Source organism: Stenotrophomonas sp. Marseille-Q4652, from assembly GCF_916618915.1.
GTDB lineage: Bacteria > Pseudomonadota > Gammaproteobacteria > Xanthomonadales > Xanthomonadaceae > Stenotrophomonas.
Genome location: NZ_CAKAKE010000001.1, coordinates 465,186 through 486,607 on the forward strand (window position 1 = coordinate 465,186; position 21,422 = coordinate 486,607).

A 21,422-nucleotide genomic window follows, 5' to 3' on the forward strand; every position below is an offset into this window, starting at 1 on the left:
CACTTGGCTGGCAAGCAAAGGCCGCCTTCGGGCGGCCTTTGTCGTTGCGGCGTATCGCAGCAGTGGATGCAGAAAGGCCGCCATCCGGCGGCCTTTTCTGGTCCTTCAATGGCGGCGCTTACTTCAACCGCGCCAGTGCCTGGCCCAGTTTCACCGGGCCTTCGGCCACCAGGCCGGACTCGAGCTCGGCCACGCCCGGCGGCAGCAGTACGACCACGGTGGAGCCGTAGTTGAAGCGCGCCATCTCGGCAAAGCGCTGCAGGGTGATGCCCTGGCCGCGGTAGTCCTTGCGGGTGATGCCGTCGCCGTAGGCCGGGATTTCCTCGCCGCCCCACACCGTTTCCACGCCGGACACCAGCAGCGCGCCGACCATCACCTGCACCATCGGGCCGAATTCGGTATCGAAATGGCAGACCAGGCGCTCGTTGCGCGCGAACAGGCGCGGCACCTTCGCCACCGCGGCCGGGCCCACGCTGAAAAGGCGGCCCGGTACGTGCACGGTTTCGCGCAGGGTGCCGGTAAAGGGCATGTGCACCCGGTGGTAATCGCGCGGGGACAGATAGATGGTGGCGAACAGGCCATCGCAGAACACCTTGGCGTCCTCCGCATCGCCCAGCAGCTCGGCAGCGGTGAACGACTGGCCCTTGGCCTGGAAGATGCGGCCACCCTCGATCGTGCCCAGTTGGCTGATCCGCCCGTCGGCGGGCATCAGCAGCGCGCGCGGATCGGGGTCGGCCACGCGTGCGCCTTCCTTCAGCGCACGGGTGAAGAAGCGGTTGAAGCTGGTGTAGCTGCGCGGGTCCGGGTCCAGAGCCTCCTCCAGGTCCACGCCGAACTTGCGGGTGACGGTGTCGATCAGCCAGCGCGAGACCCGCGGGTTCTCCGAATACGCCAGGTTGCGCGCCATCGACGACAGCAGGCGGTGGGGCAGGGCGTAGGTCAGCAGGGTGGTCAGGCTCATGGGGCGGTGTTCTCGGTCAGCTGCAGCAGGTCGGCGGCAATCGCGGCCGGGTCGAAGGGCGGGCGGATCAGTCCGGCCAGCCGGCCATCGGGGTCGAGCACGGCGATGCTGGAGGAATGGTCCATCGTGTAGTCGTCGGGGTTCTCGTCGAAATGCCTGCCCTCGACCTTCTGGAACACGAAGCCCAGCGAGGTGGCGAACTTCTCCAGCGAGGGGATGTCGCCGGTGGCGGCCAGTGTGTGCCTGTGGAAGGCATGGGCGTACTCACCCAGCCGGGCCGGGGTGTCGCGCTCGGGGTCTACCGAGACCAGCACCACCCGCGGGCGGATGCCGTCCGGCAGCGTTTCCCACTGCTTCTGCGCGGCGGCCAGCTGCGCCAGGGTGGTCGGGCACACGTCCGGGCAGGCGGTGAAACCCAGGAACACCAGGGTCCAGTGGCCCTTGAGCTCGCCGGGGATCAGGCGCGTGCCGTCGGACTGGCCCAGGCTGAAGTCGGGCAGTTCGCGCGGCTGCGGGTAGAAGGTGATGGCGCGGGCGCTGCGCCCGCCGCCGTCGCGGTCGAAGAATTTCTTGCCGGCCATCAGGCCGAGCCCGGCGGCGAGGGCGACAAGCAGGATCAGGGCCGTCGTACGGTTGAACATGTAGCCAGTGTTCCAGGTGGGCGGGCCGCGGAGCGGCCGGGCGGACGATGGCATCGCTGGCGGGCGACTGCCGGTGGCGTCGCGGCGAGGTTTCGCCTGCAACGAACGCTCAATATACCGGGCCGCCCCCTATAATCGGGGGCCTTGTCTGCACTACAGCTATTGTCATGACTGCCGAAGCGGCTGCCGAACTCCACACGATCATTGACCTGATCCGCTACGGCACCAGCCGTTTCAACGAAGCCGGACTCACCTTCGGCCACAGTTACGACAACGCGCTGGACGAGGCCACCCAGCTGGTCCTGCACAGCCTGCACCTGCCGCATGACCTTGGCCCGGCCTACGGCCAGGCCCGCGTGCTGCGCCCGGAGAAGGAAAAGGTGCTGGCGCTTTTCGAGCGCCGCATCAACGAGCGTGTGCCGGCGGCCTACCTGACCGGTGAGGCCTGGTTCGCCGGGCTGAGCTTCAAGAGCGACAGCCGTGCCCTGGTGCCGCGTTCGCCGATCGCCGAACTGATCCTGGGCGGTTTCGAGCCGTGGCTGGCCGGTCGTGACGTGAGCCGCGCGTTGGACCTGTGCACCGGCTCGGGCTGCATTGCCATCGCGATGGGTCACTACTACCCGAACTGGCAGGTCGACGGCAGCGACATCAACGATGCCGCGCTGAGCCTGGCCCACGAGAACAGGGAGCGCCTGCTGGCGCACAACGTCGAGATCATCAAGTCCGACCTGTTCGCCGGGCTGGAGGGTCGGGTCTACGACCTGATCGTGACCAACCCGCCGTACGTGACCAACCAGGAGACCGACGAGCTGCCGGACGAGTACCGCCACGAGCCGGAACTGGCGCTGCGCGCCGGTGATGATGGCCTGGACCTGGTGCTCAAGATCCTGCGCGACGCTCCGGACCACCTGAGCGAGGATGGCCTGCTGATCTGCGAGGTCGGTGATTCGGAGCAGCACGTCAACGCGCTGCTGCCGGAACTGGATCTGGCCTGGATCGAGTTCAAGGTCGGCCAGATGGGCATCTTCGCGGTCGAGGCGGCCGAACTGCGCCGCCACCACGCACGGATCTCGGAGCTGGCCGCGCAGCGATGAGCTCCAACAGTTTCGGCAAGCTGCTCACCGTCACCACCTTCGGCGAATCGCATGGTCCGGCGATCGGCTGCGTGGTCGATGGCTGCCCGCCGGGACTGGAGATCGCGCCGGAGGAGTTCGCCCACGACCTGCAGCGCCGGGCCACCGGCAAGTCGCGCCACACCTCGGCGCGACGCGAGGCCGACGAGGTCGAGATCCTGTCCGGCGTCTACGAGGGCCGCACCACCGGTACGCCGATCGCCCTGCTGATCCGCAACACCGACCAGCGCAGCAAGGACTACAGCGCCATCGCCGCGCAGTTCCGTCCCGGCCACGCCGACTACAGCTACTGGCAGAAGTACGGCATCCGCGACCCTCGCGGTGGCGGGCGTTCCTCGGCGCGCGAGACCACCATGCGCGTAGCCGCCGGCGTGATCGCCAAGAAGTGGCTGAAGCAGCGCTTCGGGGTCACCGTGCGCGGCTACCTGTCGCAACTGGGCAGCATCACCCCGGACGGTCTTGACTGGGATGCTGTCGAGGACAACCCGTTCTTCTGGCCCGATGCCGCGCAGGTGCCGGAGCTGGAAAGCTACATGGACGCGCTGCGCAAGTCCGGCGATTCAGTCGGCGCGCGCGTCAACGTGGTCGCCGATGGCGTGCCGCCGGGCTGGGGCGAGCCGATCTACGGCAAGCTCGACGGCGAGCTTGCCGCGGCGCTGATGAGCATCAACGCGGTCAAGGGCGTGGAGATCGGCGACGGCTTTGCCAGCGCTGCCCAGCTCGGCACCGAGCACCGCGACCTGATCACCCCTGACGGTTTCCTGTCCAACCATGCCGGCGGCATCCTCGGTGGCATTTCCACCGGCCAGCAGGTCACCGCCTCGATCGTGCTCAAGCCGACCTCGTCGCTGCGCCTGCCCGGTGCCACGGTCGATACCGCCGGCCATCCCGTCGACGTGATCACCACCGGCCGCCACGATCCCTGCGTGGGCATCCGCGCTACCCCGATCGCCGAGGCCATGGTCGCCCTGGTGCTGATGGACCAGGCATTGCGCCATCGCGCGCAGTGCGGTGATGTCGGCACCGTCACGCCGCGCATCCCGGGCAGTGTCGATGGCTGAAGCCCGGCCCCGCGTCTGGGTATCGCAGCCGCTGTTCGACGACATCGTCGACCGGTTGCAGCAGTACTTCGAGGTGGTCGCCGCGACCGAGGTCACCGCGTACACACCGGAGGCCATCGCCGCGCAGCTGCGTGATGTCGATGGCGCCGTGGTCACCCTCAACGAACGCATCGGCACGGCCGAGATCGCCGGCGCCCCGCGCCTGCGTGCCATCGCCAATGTCGGCGTGGGCTACAGCAACCTGGACATCGCTGCGCTCGGCGATGCCGGCATCCTCGCAACCAACACGCCCGACGTGCTGACCGGGACCACCGCCGACCTCGGCTTTGCCCTGCTGATGGCCGCGGCGCGGCGCATCACCGAATCCGAACGCTGGCTGCGCGAAGGGCAGTGGGGGCAGTGGTCGTTCTCGACCATGCTCGGCGCCGACGTGCACGGCAGCACCCTGGGCATCCTCGGCATGGGCCGGATCGGGCAGGGCATCGCCCGCCGTGGCCACCATGGCTTTGGCATGCGCGTGCTCTACCACAACCGCTCGCGCCTGCCGCAACCGGTCGAAAGGGAGCTGGGCGCACAGTGGGTCAGCTTCGAGGACCTGCTGGCCCAGGCCGACCACCTGGTCACGGTGCTGCCCTACAGCGCCGACACCCACCACATCATCGACGCCGCCGCGCTGGCGCGGATGAAGTCCACGGCGACGCTGGTCAACATCGCCCGCGGTGGCATCGTCGACGAGCTCGCGCTGGCCGATGCACTGGCCAATGGCCGCCTGGCCGCGGCCGGGCTGGACGTGTACGAGGGCGAGCCGGCGGTGCGCCCGGAACTGCTGGCGCTGCGCAACGTGGTGCTGACCCCGCACATCGGCAGCGCGTCGCTGGCCACGCGCCGGGCAATGGTGACGCTGGCCGTGGACAACCTGATCGCCGCGCTCGGCCACGGCCCGCAGGCGGGTCGTCCGTCGTCCCCGGTCAACGCCGACGCCGTTGCCGCGGCCGCCATGAAAAAAACCGCCGGCTGCAAACGATAGGGAACCTCCTTCGCCCGTGACCGGAGGTTCCCCGAACCCAGCGTGCAGAGCGTTCCCACTTCAGAATTCCAGCGAGAAACCCCCATGAGCAATGCAACCCGTTCCTTCCATGTCGCTGTCGTCGGTGCCACCGGTGCGGTCGGCCAGACCATGCTGTCCATCCTCGCCGAGCGCGGCTTCCCGGTCGGCAAGCTGAGCGTGCTGGCCTCGGCCCGTTCGGCCGGCAACCAGATCGAGTTCGACGGCGGCAAGATCACCGTCGAGGACCTGGCCACCTTCGACCCGGCCGGCGTGGACATCGTGCTGTTTTCGGCCGGTGGCGATATTTCGAAGGAATACGCGCCGAAGTTCGCCGCCGCCGGTGCGGTGGTGATCGACAACTCCTCGGCCTTCCGCTACGACGATGACGTGCCGCTGGTGGTCTCCGAGGTCAACCCGGACGCGGCGAAGAACCGTCCGCGCGGCATCATCGCCAACCCGAACTGCTCGACCATGCAGCTGATGCCGGTGCTGGCGCCGATCCACCGCGAGGCCGGCATCGAGCGCATCAACATCGCCACCTACCAGTCGGTCTCCGGCGCCGGCCAGACGGGTATGGAGGAACTGGGCAGGCAGACCGCACAGTTGCTCGGCTTCCAGCCCGCCGAGGCGAAGAAGTTCCCGGTGCAGATCGCCTTCAACCTGATCCCGCACATCGACGAATTCCAGGACAACGGCTACACCAAGGAAGAGATGAAGCTGGTGTGGGAGACCCGCAAGATCCTCGGCGACGACTCCATCCTGGTGAACCCCACTGCGGTGCGCGTGCCGGTGTTCTACGGCCACTCCGAGGCGGTGCACATCGAGACCCGGCAGAAGATCAGCGTCGAGCGCGTGCGCGAGCTGCTGGCCGCCGCGCCGGGCGTGGAAGTGGTCGACGAGCGCACCGCCGGCGGGTACCCGACCCCGGTCACCCACGCCTCGGGTAACGATCCGGTCTATGTCGGCCGCCTGCGCGAGGACATCTCGCACCCGCGTGGTCTGGACATGTGGGTGGTGGCCGACAACATCCGCAAGGGTGCCGCGCTCAACGCCGTGCAGCTGGCCGAGCTGGTCGCCGCCGGCGGCTGAGCCCACACCGGGCCCGTTGCCACCTTGCTGCAGCGGGCCCGGCGGTATTCGCAGCGCGGCGCAGCCGGTATATTTGCCGGCATGAAAAACAGGGGCAAGGACGCGATGCGTCCCTTAAAGGGCATCCTCGCCATCGCACTGACGCTGTGCAGCAGCGCGGCGATGGCCCTGGGTCTGGGCGACATCCGCGTGCTTTCCCGCCCGGGACAGCCGCTGGTGGCCGAAATCCCGGTGATCTCCAGCGACCCGGGCGAGCTTGAGAATGCCCGCGTCGGCCTGGCATCGGCGGCCACCTTCGCCCGTGTCGGCCTGGAGCGACCGCAGGGGCTGGTGAGCGAGCTGCAGTTCGAGTTCGCGCAGAACGCGCAGGGCCGGGCCGTCATCCGCGTGACCAGCAGGGCGCCGGTCCAGGTGCAGGCACTGAGCTTCCTGATCGAGGTCGACTGGGGCAAGGGCCGGCTGGTGCGCGAGTACTCCGCGCTGGTCGATGCACCCAACACCGCCGCGGCCATTGCCGAGCCGGCGATCGAGGCGCCGCAGGCCGCGCTGCCCAACACCATCATCCGTGACCCCGAGCCGCTGCCGCTGGACGAGGCGCCGGCTCCCGCTCCGGCACCCGTTGCTCCGGCACCGCAGATCGCACCGGCACCGGTTCCGGTTGCGCCGGTGGCTGCCGCATCCGCGCCGCGCCCGGCTGCGGGTGGCCAGGAGCTGGCACCGGTGCAGCGCGGACAGACCCTATCGCAGATTGCCGGCGAGCTGTCGCGTGGCAGCGGCTACTCGGTCAACCAGACCATGGTCGCGCTGATGCGCGCCAACCCGGAGGCCTTCATCCGCGGCAACGTCAACCTGCTCAAGCAGGGCGCGGTGCTGCGTACGCCGCGCCAGGACGAGCTGGCCCAGGTCAACGCGGCCGAAGCGGCGGCCATCGTCCGCGAGCAGGCCGCGCAGTGGCGCCAGGCGCGAGCGCCTGTGCCGCAGCCGGCCGAAGCGGGCACTGCCCCGGCATCTGCGCCGGTCACGGCTGCCGCGGCCGCACCGGCGGCCACTGATGCACGACTGGAAATCGCCCCGGCCGTGGGCGATACGGCACAGAACGCGGGAACGACGACCGGCCTGGCGGCCGGTGGCGAGGGTGACATGCTGGCAAACGAACAACTGCGACAGGCCAAGGAAGACCTGGCTACCCGCGACGCCGAACTGCAGGAGTTGCGCGACCGCGTGGCCGAACTGGAGAAGCTGCAGCAGCAGCAGCAGGCGCTGATCGCGATGAAGGACAGTGACCTGGCCGCCGCGCAGCAGCGCCTGGCGCAGTCGCCGCAGAACAACGAAGCCGGCCTGCCGGCATGGTTGTGGGGCGGCGTGGTCCTGCTCGCCGTCGGTGGCGTGGCCTGGCTGCTGTCGCGCCGTCGCAAGCCCTCGCCGCTGCCGCCGCTGTCGCGCCATGGCCTGGACAGCGCCGCGCTGGCCGCGGCGATGCCGGAAGGCCGCAACGAGCCGGTCGAGGTGCCGACGCTGGAAGAGCGCGACGAGGACGTTGCCGCCAGCCAGTACGACGAGCAGGTGGCCGAGGCCCCGTTCGTCGCGCCGGTGGACGAGGTGGTCGAAGAGACCGTCGAGGAATCCGCACCGGTGGAGATCCCTGGTTTCGAGGTCGAGCCGGAAACCATCGAGGACCAGGCCTGGCGTGACGCCGATCCGGCCCGGATCGCACCGCTCAATCCCGCTCCTGCCGGCCGCGAGCGTCTGGAACTGGCGATCGCCTACATGGACCTGGGCGATGCCGAAACCGCGCGCACCCTGCTGCAGGAAGTGGCGATGGGCGGTGACGAGCAGGCGCGTGCCGAGGCGATCGAGCTGCTTGGCCGCCTGTGAGCGGCGCGGCTGACATGACTGACCCCCGCGAGCGACGGATCGACTACGTCGAGTTCGCCTCGTCCGACCCGGCGGCCAGCCGCCGCTTCTTCGAACAGGTTTTCGGCTGGCAATTCGAGGACTACGGTCCGGACTACGTCGCCTTCGATGATGGCCGCCTGCAGGGCGGATTCTTCCGCGGGCAGCCGCAGCAGGCCGGCGCCGGCGCACCGTTGCTGGTGCTGTATGCCGATGAGCTGGAGCCGGTGCAGCAGGCGATCCTCGCCAACGGCGGCCAGCTGCTGAAGCCGGTGTTTTCCTTTCCCGGCGGCAGCCGGTTCCATTTCGCCGAGCCCGGCGGCAACGAGCTGGCCGTGTGGTCCATGCGCGACGCCGCGTGAGCCGGGCGCGCCGGTGGCAACAATTCCGAGGTTGAGACATGCGTTACGCGCTGGGCGTGGAATATGACGGCAGCGACTTCAAGGGTTGGCAGCAGCTGGGCGAGAGCGGTTGCGCCAGCGTGCAGGCCACGCTGCAGGACGCGCTGTCCTCGGTGGCCAATGCCCCGGTCAGCGTGGTCTGCGCCGGGCGTACCGATGCCGGCGTCCACGGCGAATGCCAGGTGGTGCACTTCGACAGCGACGTCGCGCGTGATCCGCGCGGCTGGATGCTGGGTACCACCACGCGCCTGCCGCCGTCGGTGGCGGTGCGCTGGTGCGTGCCGGTGGCCGATGACTTCCATGCACGCTTCTCGGCAAGGGCGCGGCGCTATCGCTACCGGCTGCTCAACCGCCAGGTACGTCCGGCGCTGTACCGGCAGACGCTGAGCTGGGAGCGCCGTCCGCTGGACACCGATGCCATGCACGAAGCAGCGCAGGTACTCATCGGCGAGAACGACTTCAGCGCTTTCCGCAGCGTGCAGTGCCAGGCGCTGCATGCACGGCGCGAGCTGCAGTCGATCTCGGTACGGCGTCATGGCGAGGTGGTCGAGATCCAGGTGCAGGCCAATGCATTCCTTCATCACATGGTGCGCAATATCGTCGGCTCGCTGATTCCGGTGGGGGCCGGCGAACAACCGGTGAGCTGGATCAGCGAACTGCTTGCAGGGCGCGATCGCAACGTTGCCGGCCCCACCGCGCCGCCGCAGGGGCTGGTCTTCGTCGGTCCCCTGTATCCCGATAACTGGCACCTGCCTGCCGAGGTCACCCTATGACGCGCAATCTCTATCGCACGCGCATCAAGTTCTGCGGCATGACGCGCGCCGGCGATATCCGCCTGGCCGGCGAACTGGGCGTGGATGCGGTCGGTTTCATCTTCGCCAAGGGCAGCCCGCGCCGAGTGGCCCCGGCCGAGGCGCGCGCGATGCGCCAGGCCACCGCGCCGATGGTCGACGTGGTCGCGCTGTTCCGGAACAACCCACGCGAGGAAGTACGCGAGGTATTGCGCACCGTACGACCAACCCTGCTGCAGTTCCACGGCGAGGAAGACGAGGCGTTCTGTCGTGGCTTCAATCTTCCGTACCTGAAGGCCATCCCGATGGGGGGCGAGCCGATGAGTGCACGCTCGCTGCAGCTGGCCTATCCCACCTCGGCCGGCTTCCTGTTCGACAGCCATGCGCCGGGCGCCCAGGGCGGCACCGGCGTCGCCTTCGACTGGTCGCAACTGCCAACCGGCCTGCATCGCCCGTTCCTGCTCGCAGGTGGCCTGCACCCCGAGAACGTGTTCGACGCGGTGACCTCGGTGCTGCCGTGGGGCGTGGATGTGTCCAGCGGCATCGAATCCGAGCCGGGGATCAAGGACGGGTACAGGATGCGCAAGTTCGTCGAGGAAGTGCGCAGGGCCGACTGCCACGAGATGTCCTGACGCCGGCCACGCCCGCGATTATCAGTTCCGCAGCTGGTCCCGTAGCCAGCGGGCCAGCGCATCGATGCGTGGATCGGAGCGGCCGGCGCTGCGGCACAGCACCCACTGCCCACCGGTCTCGGTGAAGCCCCACGGGGCGACCAGCCGGCCGTGGACCAGGTCGTCGGCCACCAGGGGCTCTGGCGCGATGGCGATGCCGATTCCGGCCACGGCGGCTTCAAGCAGGTAATAAAGGTGTTCAAAGACGGTGCCGTAGTGCAGCCGTGCCGGCTCCAGCCCCTGTGCGCTTGCCCATGTCGGCCAGGCCTGGGGGCGCGAGGCGGTGTGCAGCAGCGGCTGTGACAGCAGGGCCTGCGGATCGTCGCCGGGCAGGGTGGCGGCCAGGGCCGGGGCCATGACCGGGCCGATTTGCTCGGTACCCAGTGCGTCCACCTGCCAGCCGGCCGGCCACGGGCCCTGGTCGATCAACAGCGCCGCGTCCACGCCATCGAGCGAGGCGCGGCTGTCGCCTTCCTGGGCGGACAGGTGCAGGGTCAGCCCGGGCAGGTCGCGCTGCAGCGCAGGCAGGCGCGGGATCATCCAGCGGGCGAGCAGGCTGCCGGGGCAGCCGAGCACCAGTGCCTCGTTTCGCGCGGGCTGGCGCAGTTGCGCCACCGCGCCGCGGATCCGCTCGAACGCCTCGCCCGCGGCCTGCTGCAGGTGCCGGCCTGCCGCGGTCGGGCGGATGCCGCGGCCATCGCGCTCGAACAGGTCCAGCCCCAGCTCCTCCTCGAGCAGCCGCAGTTGCCGGCTTACCGCGCCGTGGGTGACGTGCAGCTCGGCCGCCGCCGCGCTCACGCTCTGCAGGCGCGCAGCTGCCTCGAAAGTGCGCAGCGCGTTGAGCGAGGGGAGGGTGCGGACAGTTTTCATGTGATTTTTTGTAACATGATTGTGCAGACTTTATCGATTTTCCTGCCGGAACGTGTGCGTTAAGGTGACGGCCTGAATTCATTGGCGCGCTTCCATGTCCTCTCCCGTCCCCGATTTCCACGCTTTCCCCGACGCCTCCGGACACTTCGGTCGGTACGGCGGCAGCTTCGTTGCCGAGACCCTGATCGGGCCGCTGCAGGAACTGGCCGCCGCCTATGACGCAGCGCGGGTCGATCCGGCCTTCCAGCAGGCCTATGACAAGGACCTGGCCCACTACGTTGGCCGGCCGAGCCCGATCTACCACGCGCAGCGGCTAAGCCGCGAGGTCGGTGGCGCGCAGATCCTGCTCAAGCGCGAGGACCTGAACCACACCGGCGCGCACAAGATCAACAACACCATCGGCCAGGCGCTGCTGGCCGCGCGGATGGGCAAGAAGCGGATCATTGCCGAGACCGGTGCCGGCCAGCATGGCGTCGCCTCGGCCACGGTCGCCGCGCGCCTGGGCCTGGAGTGCGTGGTCTACATGGGTGCCACCGACATCGAGCGGCAGAAGATCAACGTCTACCGGATGAAGCTGCTCGGCGCCACGGTGGTGCCGGTGACCAGTGGTTCGGCGACGCTGAAGGACGCGCTCAACGAGGCCATGCGCGACTGGGTGACCAATATCGCCGACACCTTCTACATCATCGGCACCGTCGCCGGCCCGGACCCGTATCCGCGCATGGTGCGCGACTTCAATGCGATCGTCGGCCGCGAGGCGCGCGAGCAGATGCTGGCCGAGTACGGCCGCCTGCCCGATACGATCACCGCCTGCGTGGGCGGTGGCTCCAATGCGATCGGCCTGTTCCATGCCTTCCTCAACGACCCGGGCGTGGCGATCTACGGCGCCGAGGCGGCCGGTGACGGCATCCACACCGGCCGCCATGCGGCCTCGATCAGCGCCGGCCGCCCGGGCGTACTCCACGGCAACCGCACCTATGTTTTGTGCGATGACGACGGCCAGATCACCGAGACCCATTCGATCTCCGCCGGCCTGGACTACCCCGGCGTCGGCCCCGAGCACGCTTTCCTGTCCGACAGCGGCCGCGCCACCTACGTCGGCATCACCGACGAGGAGGCGCTGGAGGCCTTCCACCGCCTGACCCGGGTCGAGGGCATCCTGCCGGCGCTCGAATCGAGCCATGCGGTGGCCCAGGCGATCAAGCTGGCGCGGACGATGTCGCCCGACCAGATCGTGCTGTGCAACCTGTCCGGCCGTGGCGACAAGGACGTGCACACCATCGCCGGCCGCGAGGGCATCAGCCTGTGAGCGCCGCATCCGCTGTTCCGGGTAACGCCATGACCGCACCGCGCATCGATGCCGCCTTCGCCCGCCTCAAGGCCGAAGGCCGCAAGGCCCTGATTCCTTTCATTACCGCCGGCGACCCGTCGCTGGAGGCCACGGTGCCGGTGATGCACGCACTGGTCGCCGCCGGCGCCGATGTGATCGAGCTGGGCGTGCCGTTCTCCGACCCGATGGCCGACGGCCCGACGATCCAGCGCAGCTCGGAGCGCGCGCTGGCCCGTGGTGCCGGCATGCGCTACGTGCTTGAGGCCGTGGCCCAGTTTCGCCTTGCCGACACCACCACCCCGGTGGTGCTGATGGGCTACCTCAACCCGGTCGAGATCCGCGGCGCTGAAGGCTTTGCCAGCGCCGCCGCCGAGGCGGGCGTGGACGGCGTGCTCCTGGTTGACCTGCCGCCGGAAGAAGCCGGCGACCTGCGTGCCGCGTTTGCCGCGCGCCAGCTCGCGCTGGTGCTGCTCGCCTCGCCGACCACGCCGGAAGCTCGCGTGGCCCGGCTGTGCAGTGACGCTGCCGGCTACCTCTACTACGTCAGCTTCAATGGCGTGACCGGTGCCAGCGACCTGCTGGACATGGACGCTGCCGGCCAGCGCCTGCGCCACCTGCGCCAGGCGGCCAGTGTGCCGGTGGTCGCCGGTTTTGGCATCAGGGATGCGGCTACCGCGGCGGCGATGGCGGTCGATGCCGACGGCGTGGTGGTGGGCAGTGCGCTGGTGGCCGAACTGGCCCGGGCCAGCGGCGTGGACGATGCGGCGCAGCGCGCCGGCGCCTTCCTGTGGCCCCTGCGCGAGGCGCTAGATCGCGGCTGAACCCCTTGCCGGAGCGGCGGCGGTAGCGTTTTCCATTCGCTACCGTCGGTTTCATGCGCCGCGCTAGACTGTCCCCTTGTCGCGGCCCCGGGGCCGCCCTGAACGGAACCGTCACCCCGCATGAGTTGGCTCAGCAAGTTGATGCCTTCGGGCATCCGCACCGAAAACACTCCCAGCAAGAAGCGCAGCGTCCCCGAAGGTCTGTGGGAAAAGTGCAGCAATTGCGGCGCGGCGTTGTACCGGCCGGAGCTGGAAGAAAACCTGGAGGTGTGCCCCAAGTGCGACCACCACATGCCGATCCGAGCCCGTGCCCGCCTGGCCTCCCTGCTGGACGAGGGCAGCATGGTCGAGATCGGCGCCCGCTTGGGGCCGACGGACGTGCTCAAGTTCAAGGACCAGAAGCGCTACGGCGAGCGCATCAAGTCCTCGCAGAAGAACACCGGTGAATATGACGCTCTGGTGGCCATGCGGGGCGAGCTCCAAGGTCGCGCGCTGGTCGTCGCCTCGTTCGACTTCGCCTTCATGGGAGGATCGATGGGTTCGGTGGTCGGCGAGCGCTTCGCCCTGGCGGCCGAAACCGCGCTGGAGCTGGGCTGCCCGTTCGTGTGCTTTTCCGCCAGTGGTGGCGCGCGCATGCAGGAAGGCCTGCTGTCGCTGATGCAGATGGCCAAGACCTCGGCCGCGCTGGGCAAGCTGCGCGAAGCCGGCCTGCCGTACATCTCGGTGCTGACCCATCCGACCACCGGTGGCGTGTCGGCCTCGTTCGCGATGCTGGGCGACATCAACATCGCCGAGCCCAAGGCGCTGATCGGCTTCGCCGGTCCGCGTGTGATCGAGCAGACCGTGCGCGAGAAGCTGCCCGAAGGCTTCCAGCGTTCGGAGTTCCTGCTCGAGCACGGTGCCATCGACCAGATCTGCGACCGCCGCCAGATGCGCGATCGCCTTGCCTCGCTGCTGGCCATGATGATGCGCCAGGAGCGCCCGTCCGCGCAGGCGGTCGCCTGATGTCCGCGCGCAGGTACTTCGGGACCGACGGCATCCGTGGCCGGGTCGGACAGGGGCCCATTTCCGCCGATTTCGTGCTGCGCCTGGGCAACGCCCTGGGCCGCGTGCTGCTGCAGCGCTCCGCCGGCCGTCGGCCGGTGGTGGTGATCGGCAAGGACACCCGCATTTCCGGCTACATGTTCGAGGCCGCGCTGGAAGCCGGGCTGGTTGCCGCCGGTACCGACGTGCAGCTGCTCGGGCCGATGCCGACCCCGGCGGTGGCGTTTTTGACCCGCACCCTCGGTGCCGACGCCGGTATCGTCATCAGCGCCTCGCACAACCCGCACTACGACAACGGCATCAAGTTCTTCTCGGCCGAAGGCGAAAAGCTCGACGACGCGACCGAGCTGGCGCTGGAAGCTGCGCTGGACGCGCCGTTCTCCACGGTCGAATCCGAGCGCCTGGGCAAGGCCATGCGCACCCGTGATGCCATTGGCCGCTACATCGAATTCTGCAAGGCCAGCGTGCCGCGGGGCTTCCACCTGCGCGGGACGAAGGTGGTGCTGGACTGTGCGCATGGCGCCACGTACCACATCGCCCCGCTGCTGTTCCGCGAGCTGGGTGCCGAGGTCATCGCCATCGGTGCCGAGCCCAACGGCGTGAACATCAACGACGGCGTCGGCTCGATGCATGTCGCCAACTTGGCGGCCAAGGTACGGGAGACCGGCGCGGACCTGGGTATCGCCTTCGACGGCGACGGCGACCGCGTGCTGATGGCCGACGACCAGGGCCGGCCGGTGGATGGCGACGGCCTGCTGTACGTGCTGGCCCATGCGTGGAAGGCGTCCGGCCGCCTGCGCGGTCCGGTGGTCGGTACGCTGATGACCAACTACGGTTTCGAGCAGGCCATGGGCGCGGCGCAGATCCAGTTCGTGCGGGCAAAGGTCGGCGACCGTTATGTGCACCAGGCGTTGGTGGAAGGTGGCGGCGTGCTGGGTGGCGAGGCCTCCGGGCACCTGTTGTGCCTGGACCGCGCCACCACCGGCGATGCCATCGTCAGCGCGCTGCAGGTGCTGGACGTGCTGCAGGCCAGCGGTCGCAGCCTGCGCCAGGCGCTGGAGGGCTTGGTCATGGTCCCGCAGAGCACGGTCAACGTGCGCCTGACCGGCGATGCCAAGGCCGTGGTCGGCTCGGACGCCGTGCAGGCGGCGCTGGCGGCTGCGCAGTCGGCCGTGCAGGGGCGGGGAAGGGCGTTCCTGCGGCCTTCCGGCACCGAGCCGGTGGTCCGCGTGACGGTTGAGGCCGACAGCCGTGAGCTGGTCGATTCGACCCTGCAGACCCTGGCTGACGCGGTCCGCGCCGCGGCAGCCTGATCCAGTCGGGCGGTCAATTCGGAGGCGGTGGCCAGGAGGCCGTCGCTTAGCGCCAATCCGCCCGTTCCGCAATGACTTCGGTCGGCCCGGGTTGGGTCTTGTTGGTGGATAATTGCCGCCCCTCCCCAACCGGGCGCGCCGCGCCTGTGCCCCTCCGGGCATCCACTCCGAGCCAGACATGACTGCACGTATTCCCACCCTGGACATCACCCGCTTCGACACCGACCGCGAAGCGTTCGTCGCCGAGCTGGGCGCCGCCTATCGCCAGTGGGGTTTTGCCGGCATCAGCAACCATGGCATCAGCCAGGAACTGATAGACAACGCCTACGCCGCCTTCCGCAAGTTCTACGCGTTGCCGGAAGAAACCAAGAAGAAGTACCACCTGGCAGGCCAGGGCGGTGCGCGTGGCTACACCCCGTTCGGCATCGAGACCGCCAAGGATTCCAAGTACTTCGACCTGAAGGAGTTCTGGCACATTGGCCGCGAGCTGCCGGAGGATTCGAAGTACCGCGACGTGATGCCGCCGAACGTATGGCCTGACGAAGTGCCGGAATTCAAGGAATACGGCCTGGCCCTGTACAACGCGCTCGACGCCCTGGGCTCGCGCGTGCTGGCCGCGCTGGCCCTGCACATCGACCTGCCGGAGAACTTCTTCGCCGACAAGACCAACTTCGGCAACTCGATCCTGCGCCCGATCCACTACCCGCCGATCACCGCCGACGACATCCCCAATGTGCGCGCCGGTGCCCATGGGGACATCAATTTCATCACCCTGCTGGTCGGTGCCTCCACTGCCGGCCTGGAAGTGCGTTCGCATGACGGCGAGTGGGTGCCCTTCACCTCCGAGGGCGACACCATCGTGGTCAACATCGGCGACATGCTGCAGCGCCTGACCAACCACGTGTATCCGTCGACCATCCACCGCGTGGTCAATCCCCCGGGTGAGCTGGCCCGCCAGCCGCGTTACTCGGTGCCGTTCTTCCTGCACCCGAACCCGGACTTCCTGATCAAGACCCTGCCGGGCTGCATCAGCGAGGAGAACCCGGACCGCTATCCGGAGCCGATCACCGCACACGGCTTCCTGGAAGAGCGCCTGCGCGAGATCAAGCTGAAGTAATCACTCCCGCCACGGGATATCGACGGGACGGCGGGCCATGGCCCGCCGTTCCTGTTTCTGCCCTCCGGTGGCGCGTCCCGGCGGCCAAGGGGTGAGGGCAGGTAGCCGCGGGCTATGGGGCCAGCTGGGTAGATCGGCTATCCTTGCGCGCCAATTTGCACAGGATGGGTGAGATGCGCCGCAAGATCGTCGCCGGTAACTGGAAACTCCATGGCAGCCGCCAGTTCGCTTCGGACCTGGTCGGCGGTCTCGTCGCCGCGCCGGTCGAAGGCGTGGAGCTGGTGGTCATCCCGCCGGTCGCCTACCTGGACGGCCTGGCCTCGGGGTTCGCCGGCCGCGGCGTGGATTTCGGTGCCCAGGACGTCAGCGAGCACGAGAAGGGTGCCTATACCGGCGAGATCTCGGCCGCAATGCTGGCTGATGTCGGTGCGCGTTACGTCCTGGTTGGCCATTCCGAGCGCCGCCAGTACCACCACGAGAGCAGCGAGCTGGTCGCCCGCAAGTTCGCCGCCGCGCTGAAGGCCGGCCTGGTGCCGGTGCTGTGCGTGGGCGAGACCCTGGAGCAGCGCGAGGCGGGCGAGACCGAGCAGGTGATCGCGGCCCAGTTGCGTCCGGTGATCGACCTGGTCGGCGCCGGGGGCTTCTCCTCGGCCGTGGTGGCCTACGAGCCGGTGTGGGCGATCGGTACCGGCCGCACCGCCAGCCCGGAGCAGGCGCAGGCCGTGCATGCCTTCATCCGTGGCGAATTTGCCTCGTGCGATGCTAGAATCGCCGATTCGCTGCCCCTCCTCTACGGTGGCAGCGTGAAGCCCGACAATGCCGCCGAGCTGTTCTCGCAGCCCGATGTCGACGGCGGGCTGGTGGGTGGCGCCTCGCTGGTGGCCGCCGATTTCCTGGCCATCGCCAAGGCGGCGGCTGGTCGCTAAAGATTTGTACGGTCCGGACGAAATCCAAATGCTGATGTTGATCCTCAATGTGGTCTATGTGCTGGTGGCAGTGGCGATGATCGCCCTGATCCTGATGCAGCGCGGCTCGGGTGCGGCAGCGGGTTCGGGTTTCGGTGCCGGTGCTTCGGGCACGGTGTTCGGCTCGCGCGGCGCGTCGAACTTCCTGTCCAAGTCGACCAAGTGGCTGGCCATCGTGTTCTTCGGCATCAGCCTGTTCATGGCGTGGTACGCCACCCATGGCGCCCGCCCGAACACCGACGCTGGCCTGATGTCCGCACCGGTGGAGACGGCCGCCCCGGCCGTTGCCCCGGGCGAGCTGCAGGTGCCGCAGGCGCCGGTGGCCGATCCGGCTGCGCAAGGCGCTGTGCCGACTGCGGCCGAATCGACTTCTTCGAGTGAAGAAAAGCCGTCGGAAGGCTCGCAGAAAGACTGAAGACGGTTACAATATGCAGCGCACTGGCAAAGCTCGGTGCGTACGCATGCCCAGGTGGCGGAATTGGTAGACGCACTACCTTGAGGTGGTAGCGACGAGAGTCGTAGGGGTTCGAGTCCCCTCTTGGGCACCATTATGTTTGTTTGCGGGTTTCGTGGGGCGGGCAAGCGCTGCGAGTGGCAACCCGCCAATCCCCCATGCCAACGCGCCAGCAGGCGCAGCGGCAGAGGCAAGAGAGAATCGCTGTGCTGGCCGAATATTTGCCGTCCCTGCTGTTTCTGATCGTTGCCACCGGTATCGGCGTGGCGCTGATGCTGGTCGGTCGATTCCTCGCCCCCCGTAGCCCGGACGCCCGGAAGCTCTCGGCCTACGAGTGCGGCTTCGAGGCCTTCGAGGATGCGCGCATGAAGTTCGACGTGCGCTACTACCTCATCGCCATCCAGTTCATCGTCTTCGACCTGGAAATCATCTTCATCGTGCCCTGGACCCAGGTGTTCATGGAAATCGGCGCCCGTTCGCTGATCACCATGGGCCTGTTCGTTGGCATGCTTTTCCTTGGCTTTATCTACGTTTGGAAGAAGGGAGCGCTGGAATGGGAGTGATTCAGACTCTCGATGGGCTGATGAACAACCCCATCCCGGAAGGGCGGGTTGACGACATCCTGCGCCCGGAAGGCGAGAACCCGCTGCTGGAGAAGGGTTACGTCACCACCAGCGTCGATGCGCTGCTCAACTGGGCGCGCACCGGCTCGATGTGGCCGATGACCTTCGGTCTGGCCTGCTGCGCGGTCGAGATGATGCACGCCGGCGCCGCGCGCCTGGACCTGGACCGCTACGGCGTGGTGTTCCGCCCGTCGCCGCGCCAGTCCGACGTGATGATCGTCGCCGGCACCCTGGTCAACAAGATGGCCCCGGCGCTGCGCAAGGTCTACGACCAGATGCCGGACCCGAAGTGGGTCATCTCCATGGGTAGCTGCGCCAACGGCGGCGGCTACTACCACTACTCCTATTCGGTGGTGCGCGGTTGCGACCGCGTGGTGCCGGTGGACGTGTACGTGCCGGGCTGCCCGCCGACCGCCGAAGCGCTGGTCTACGGCATCCTCCAGCTGCAGAAGAAGATCTGGCGTACCCAGACCATCGCGCGCTGATTCCTTTCGTCTACAAGAGCACGCCAAGCCCCCCATGGCACAGCAAGCATCCTCCTTCATCGATCGACTCACCGCGCGTTTCGCCGGCGCGCAGGTCTTCGTGGTCGAACCGCGCGGCGAAGTGACGCTGGAAGTGCCTGCCGCCCAGTGGCACGACACCTGCCTGGCGCTGCGCGACGAGCTCGGCTTCGAGCAGCTCGTCGACATGTGCGGCGTGGATTACCTGGGTTACGGCAGCGACGAATGGGACACTGACGACGTGTCCTCCCAGGGCTTCAGCCGTGGCGTGGAAGGCAAGGCCGTCGGCCGTTTCGCCTGGGGCGAGTTCCCCAGCCGCGAGACCGCCGAGGGCGTGCAGCCGCAGCCGCTGCCGCAGCAGCGTTTTGCCGTGGTCGCGCAACTGCGTTCCTACCAGCACAATCTGGCCATGCGCGTGCGCTGCTATGCGCCGAACGACGAGCTGCCGGTGGTCGCTTCGCTGACCGATGTGTGGCCGGGCGTGAACTGGTTCGAGCGCGAGGCGTTCGACCTGTTCGGCGTGATCTTCGAAGGTCATCCGGACCTGCGCCGCATCCTGACCGACTACGGTTTCGTGGGCCATCCGTTCCGCAAGGACTTCCCGCTGATCGGCAACGTCGAAGTGCGCTACGACGAAGAGAAGAAGCGCGTGGTTTATGAGCCTGTGACCTCGGTCGAGCCGCGTGTGAACGTGCCGCGCGTTATCCGCGACGACGCGCGTTTCCAGACCGCAGCCGGCGAGCGCGCGCAGACGGAGGCAGCGAAGTGAGCATTATCCATCCGGCCAGCGAGGCCTTTGCGAGCAATCCCGCCGAAAGCCGGCAGGAGATCCGCAACTACACGATGAACTTCGGCCCGCAGCATCCGGCCGCGCACGGCGTGCTGCGCCTGATCCTGGAAATGGACGGCGAGACCATCATGCGTGCCGACCCGCACGTGGGCCTGCTGCATCGTGGCACCGAGAAGCTGGCCGAATCCAAGCCGTTCAACCAGTCGATCCCGTACATGGATCGACTGGACTACGTGTCGATGATGTGCAACGAGCACGCCTACGTCCGTGCCATCGAGAGCCTGATGGGCATCGAGGCGCCGGAGCGTGCGCAGTACATCCGCACGATGTTCGACGAGATCACCCGCATCCTGAACCACCTGATGTGGCTGGGTTCCAACGCGCTCGACCTGGGCGCGATGGCGGTGATGCTGTACGCCTTCCGCGAGCGCGAGGAGCTGATGGACTGCTACGAGGCGGTCTCCGGCGCGCGCATGCATGCGGCCTACTACCGTCCGGGTGGCGTCCATCGCGACCTGCCGGACCACATGCCCAAGTACAAGGAATCGCGCTGGCGCAAGGGCAAGACCCTAAAGCACTTCAACGCTGCCCGCGAAGGTTCGCTGCTGGACTTCATCGAGAACTTCACCAACGAGTTCCCGGCGCGCGTCGACGAGTACGAAACCCTGCTGACCGACAACCGCATCTGGAAGCAGCGTACCGTCGGCATTGGCGTGGTCTCCCCGGAACAGGCCCTGGCCTGGGGCATGACCGGCGCGATGCTGCGTGGTTCGGGTATCGAGTGGGACCTGCGCAAGAAGCAGCCGTACGCCAAGTACGACGCGGTTGATTTCGACATCCCGGTCGGCATCAACGGCGACTGCTACGACCGTTACCTGGTGCGCGTGGCCGAGATGCGCGAGTCCAACCGCATCATCAAGCAGTGCGTGCAGTGGCTGAAGGCCAACCCCGGCCCGGTCATGGTCAAGAACTTCAAGGTCGCTCCGCCCAGGCGCGAGGACATGAAGGACGACATGGAAGCGCTGATCCACCACTTCAAGCTGTTCAGCGAAGGCTACTGCGTCCCGGCCGGCGAGACCTACGCCGCGGTCGAGGCGCCGAAGGGTGAGTTCGGCTGCTACCTGCTGTCCGATGGCGCAAACAAGCCGTTCCGCGTGCACCTGCGCGCGCCGGGCTTCGCCCACCTGTCGTCGATCGACACGATCGTGCGCGGCCACATGCTGGCCGACGTGGTGGCGATGATCGGTACCTACGACCTGGTGTTCGGCGAGGTCGACCGGTGATGTCCGGCGACCACTCGGAACTTGCGACCCGGCAGGCGATGCCGGCGGCGCACAAGCCCAATCATGATTTGATATTTGCTGAGGTCGGCCGATGAAGGCGACAGGTAATTTCGAGGCGGCGCGCGACGTCGACCCGATGGTGGTGCTGAGCGACAAGACTCGTGCACACATTGACCACTGGCTGACGAAGTTCCCGCCGGACCGCAAGCGTTCGGCGGTGCTGCAGGGGCTGCACGCCGCGCAGGAACAGAACCAGGGCTGGCTGACCGACGAGCTGATCGCCGCCGTGGCCAAGTACCTGGACCTGCCGCCGGTGTGGGCCTACGAGGTCGCCAGCTTCTACTCGATGTTCGAGACCGAGAAGGTCGGCCGCAACAACGTCGCCTTCTGCACCAACATCAGCTGCTGGCTCAACGGCGCCGAGGACCTGGTCGCGCATGCCGAGAAGAAGCTCGGCTGCAAGCTGGGGCAGTCCACCGCCGATGGTCGCGTGTACCTCAAGCGCGAGGAAGAATGCCTGGCCGGTTGTGCCGGCGCGCCGATGATGGTCATCAATGGCCATTACCACGAGCGCCTGACCGTCGAGAAGGTCGACGAGCTGCTGGACGGGTTGGAGTAAG

At 67.9% G+C, this 21,422-nt stretch carries 23 protein-coding genes and 1 tRNA gene; 21 read left to right on the forward strand and 3 right to left on the reverse strand.

Annotated features, from left to right (window positions below; genetic code table 11):
- Window positions 1-118: 118 nt before the first annotated feature.
- Entirely contained in the window at window positions 119-961 is an 843-nt protein-coding gene (gene asd / locus LG380_RS02110) for an archaetidylserine decarboxylase (RefSeq protein WP_225763388.1), read from the reverse strand.
- On the reverse strand, window positions 958-1,602 hold the full coding sequence (locus LG380_RS02115) for an SCO family protein (protein ID WP_225763389.1): 645 nt from the start codon (window positions 1,600-1,602) through the stop codon (window positions 958-960). The genes asd and LG380_RS02115 overlap by 4 nt, the downstream gene beginning before the upstream one ends.
- Before the next feature lie 167 nt (window positions 1,603-1,769).
- On the opposite strand from LG380_RS02115, the gene prmB reads away from it, so the two are divergent.
- The 8 genes from prmB to LG380_RS02155 all read left to right on the forward strand — a co-directional run bounded on the left by prmB (window position 1,770) and on the right by LG380_RS02155 (window position 9,650).
- A complete protein-coding gene (gene prmB, locus LG380_RS02120; RefSeq protein WP_225763390.1) occupies window positions 1,770-2,696 on the forward strand; it encodes a 50S ribosomal protein L3 N(5)-glutamine methyltransferase in 927 nt (308 codons plus the stop codon).
- Window positions 2,693-3,796 (forward strand): chorismate synthase, encoded by a 1,104-nt coding sequence (gene aroC, locus LG380_RS02125; protein ID WP_225763391.1) that lies wholly within the window; start codon window positions 2,693-2,695, stop codon window positions 3,794-3,796. The genes prmB and aroC overlap by 4 nt, the downstream gene beginning before the upstream one ends.
- Entirely contained in the window at window positions 3,789-4,823 is a 1,035-nt protein-coding gene (locus tag LG380_RS02130; protein WP_225763392.1) for a D-glycerate dehydrogenase, read from the forward strand. Before aroC ends, LG380_RS02130 begins: the two co-directional genes overlap by 8 nt.
- Before the next feature lie 84 nt (window positions 4,824-4,907).
- Complete coding sequence (locus LG380_RS02135) at window positions 4,908-5,933, forward strand: aspartate-semialdehyde dehydrogenase (protein WP_225763393.1); 1,026 nt, start codon at window positions 4,908-4,910, stop codon at window positions 5,931-5,933.
- Window positions 5,934-6,038: 105 nt separating this feature from the next.
- A complete protein-coding gene (locus LG380_RS02140) occupies window positions 6,039-7,808 on the forward strand; it encodes a FimV/HubP family polar landmark protein (protein WP_225763394.1) in 1,770 nt (589 codons plus the stop codon).
- Between the two features lie 14 nt (window positions 7,809-7,822).
- On the forward strand, window positions 7,823-8,188 hold the full coding sequence (locus LG380_RS02145) for a VOC family protein (protein WP_225763395.1): 366 nt from the start codon (window positions 7,823-7,825) through the stop codon (window positions 8,186-8,188).
- Window positions 8,189-8,226: 38 nt separating this feature from the next.
- Window positions 8,227-9,000, forward strand: coding sequence for a tRNA pseudouridine(38-40) synthase TruA (gene truA / locus LG380_RS02150; protein ID WP_225763396.1), 774 nt, complete (start codon window positions 8,227-8,229; stop codon window positions 8,998-9,000).
- Entirely contained in the window at window positions 8,997-9,650 is a 654-nt protein-coding gene (locus LG380_RS02155; protein WP_225763397.1) for a phosphoribosylanthranilate isomerase, read from the forward strand. Before truA ends, LG380_RS02155 begins: the two co-directional genes overlap by 4 nt.
- A 21-nt stretch (window positions 9,651-9,671) precedes the next feature.
- On the opposite strand, the gene LG380_RS02160 is transcribed toward LG380_RS02155, so the two are convergent.
- On the reverse strand, window positions 9,672-10,559 hold the full coding sequence (locus LG380_RS02160) for a LysR family transcriptional regulator (protein WP_225763398.1): 888 nt from the start codon (window positions 10,557-10,559) through the stop codon (window positions 9,672-9,674).
- Window positions 10,560-10,653: 94 nt separating this feature from the next.
- Here LG380_RS02160 and trpB point away from each other — a divergent pair, with 94 nt between their 5' ends.
- From trpB to nuoE, 13 genes are all read left to right on the forward strand, one after another.
- A complete protein-coding gene (gene trpB, locus LG380_RS02165) occupies window positions 10,654-11,868 on the forward strand; it encodes a tryptophan synthase subunit beta (protein WP_225763399.1) in 1,215 nt (404 codons plus the stop codon).
- 29 nt (window positions 11,869-11,897) lie between these two features.
- Window positions 11,898-12,710, forward strand: a complete 813-nt coding sequence (trpA, locus tag LG380_RS02170; protein WP_225763400.1) for a tryptophan synthase subunit alpha — start codon at window positions 11,898-11,900, stop codon at window positions 12,708-12,710.
- A gap of 120 nt (window positions 12,711-12,830) precedes the next feature.
- Entirely contained in the window at window positions 12,831-13,715 is an 885-nt protein-coding gene (gene accD / locus LG380_RS02175; protein WP_225763401.1) for an acetyl-CoA carboxylase, carboxyltransferase subunit beta, read from the forward strand.
- A complete protein-coding gene (glmM, locus tag LG380_RS02180; RefSeq protein WP_225763402.1) occupies window positions 13,715-15,067 on the forward strand; it encodes a phosphoglucosamine mutase in 1,353 nt (450 codons plus the stop codon). Before accD ends, glmM begins: the two co-directional genes overlap by 1 nt.
- Before the next feature lie 178 nt (window positions 15,068-15,245).
- Window positions 15,246-16,184, forward strand: coding sequence for a 2-oxoglutarate and iron-dependent oxygenase domain-containing protein (locus LG380_RS02185; RefSeq protein WP_225763403.1), 939 nt, complete (start codon window positions 15,246-15,248; stop codon window positions 16,182-16,184).
- A gap of 173 nt (window positions 16,185-16,357) precedes the next feature.
- Window positions 16,358-17,110: a triose-phosphate isomerase gene (tpiA, locus tag LG380_RS02190; RefSeq protein WP_225763404.1), complete on the forward strand. Its 753-nt coding sequence runs from the start codon at window positions 16,358-16,360 to the stop codon at window positions 17,108-17,110.
- Between the two features lie 28 nt (window positions 17,111-17,138).
- Complete coding sequence (gene secG / locus LG380_RS02195; protein WP_225763405.1) at window positions 17,139-17,564, forward strand: preprotein translocase subunit SecG; 426 nt, start codon at window positions 17,139-17,141, stop codon at window positions 17,562-17,564.
- Between the two features lie 48 nt (window positions 17,565-17,612).
- A tRNA-Leu gene (locus tag LG380_RS02200) sits at window positions 17,613-17,697 on the forward strand.
- A 112-nt stretch (window positions 17,698-17,809) separates the two neighbouring features.
- Complete coding sequence (locus tag LG380_RS02205) at window positions 17,810-18,166, forward strand: NADH-quinone oxidoreductase subunit A (RefSeq protein WP_225766417.1); 357 nt, start codon at window positions 17,810-17,812, stop codon at window positions 18,164-18,166.
- Complete coding sequence (locus LG380_RS02210; RefSeq protein ID WP_225763406.1) at window positions 18,157-18,711, forward strand: NADH-quinone oxidoreductase subunit B; 555 nt, start codon at window positions 18,157-18,159, stop codon at window positions 18,709-18,711. The genes LG380_RS02205 and LG380_RS02210 overlap by 10 nt, the downstream gene beginning before the upstream one ends.
- Window positions 18,712-18,745: 34 nt before the next feature.
- Window positions 18,746-19,498 (forward strand): NADH-quinone oxidoreductase subunit C, encoded by a 753-nt coding sequence (locus LG380_RS02215; protein ID WP_225763407.1) that lies wholly within the window; start codon window positions 18,746-18,748, stop codon window positions 19,496-19,498.
- 74 nt (window positions 19,499-19,572) lie between these two features.
- On the forward strand, window positions 19,573-20,802 hold the full coding sequence (locus LG380_RS02220; RefSeq protein ID WP_263973790.1) for an NADH-quinone oxidoreductase subunit D: 1,230 nt from the start codon (window positions 19,573-19,575) through the stop codon (window positions 20,800-20,802).
- A gap of 91 nt (window positions 20,803-20,893) precedes the next feature.
- Complete coding sequence (nuoE, locus tag LG380_RS02225) at window positions 20,894-21,421, forward strand: NADH-quinone oxidoreductase subunit NuoE (protein ID WP_225763409.1); 528 nt, start codon at window positions 20,894-20,896, stop codon at window positions 21,419-21,421.
- Window position 21,422 lies beyond the last annotated feature (1 nt).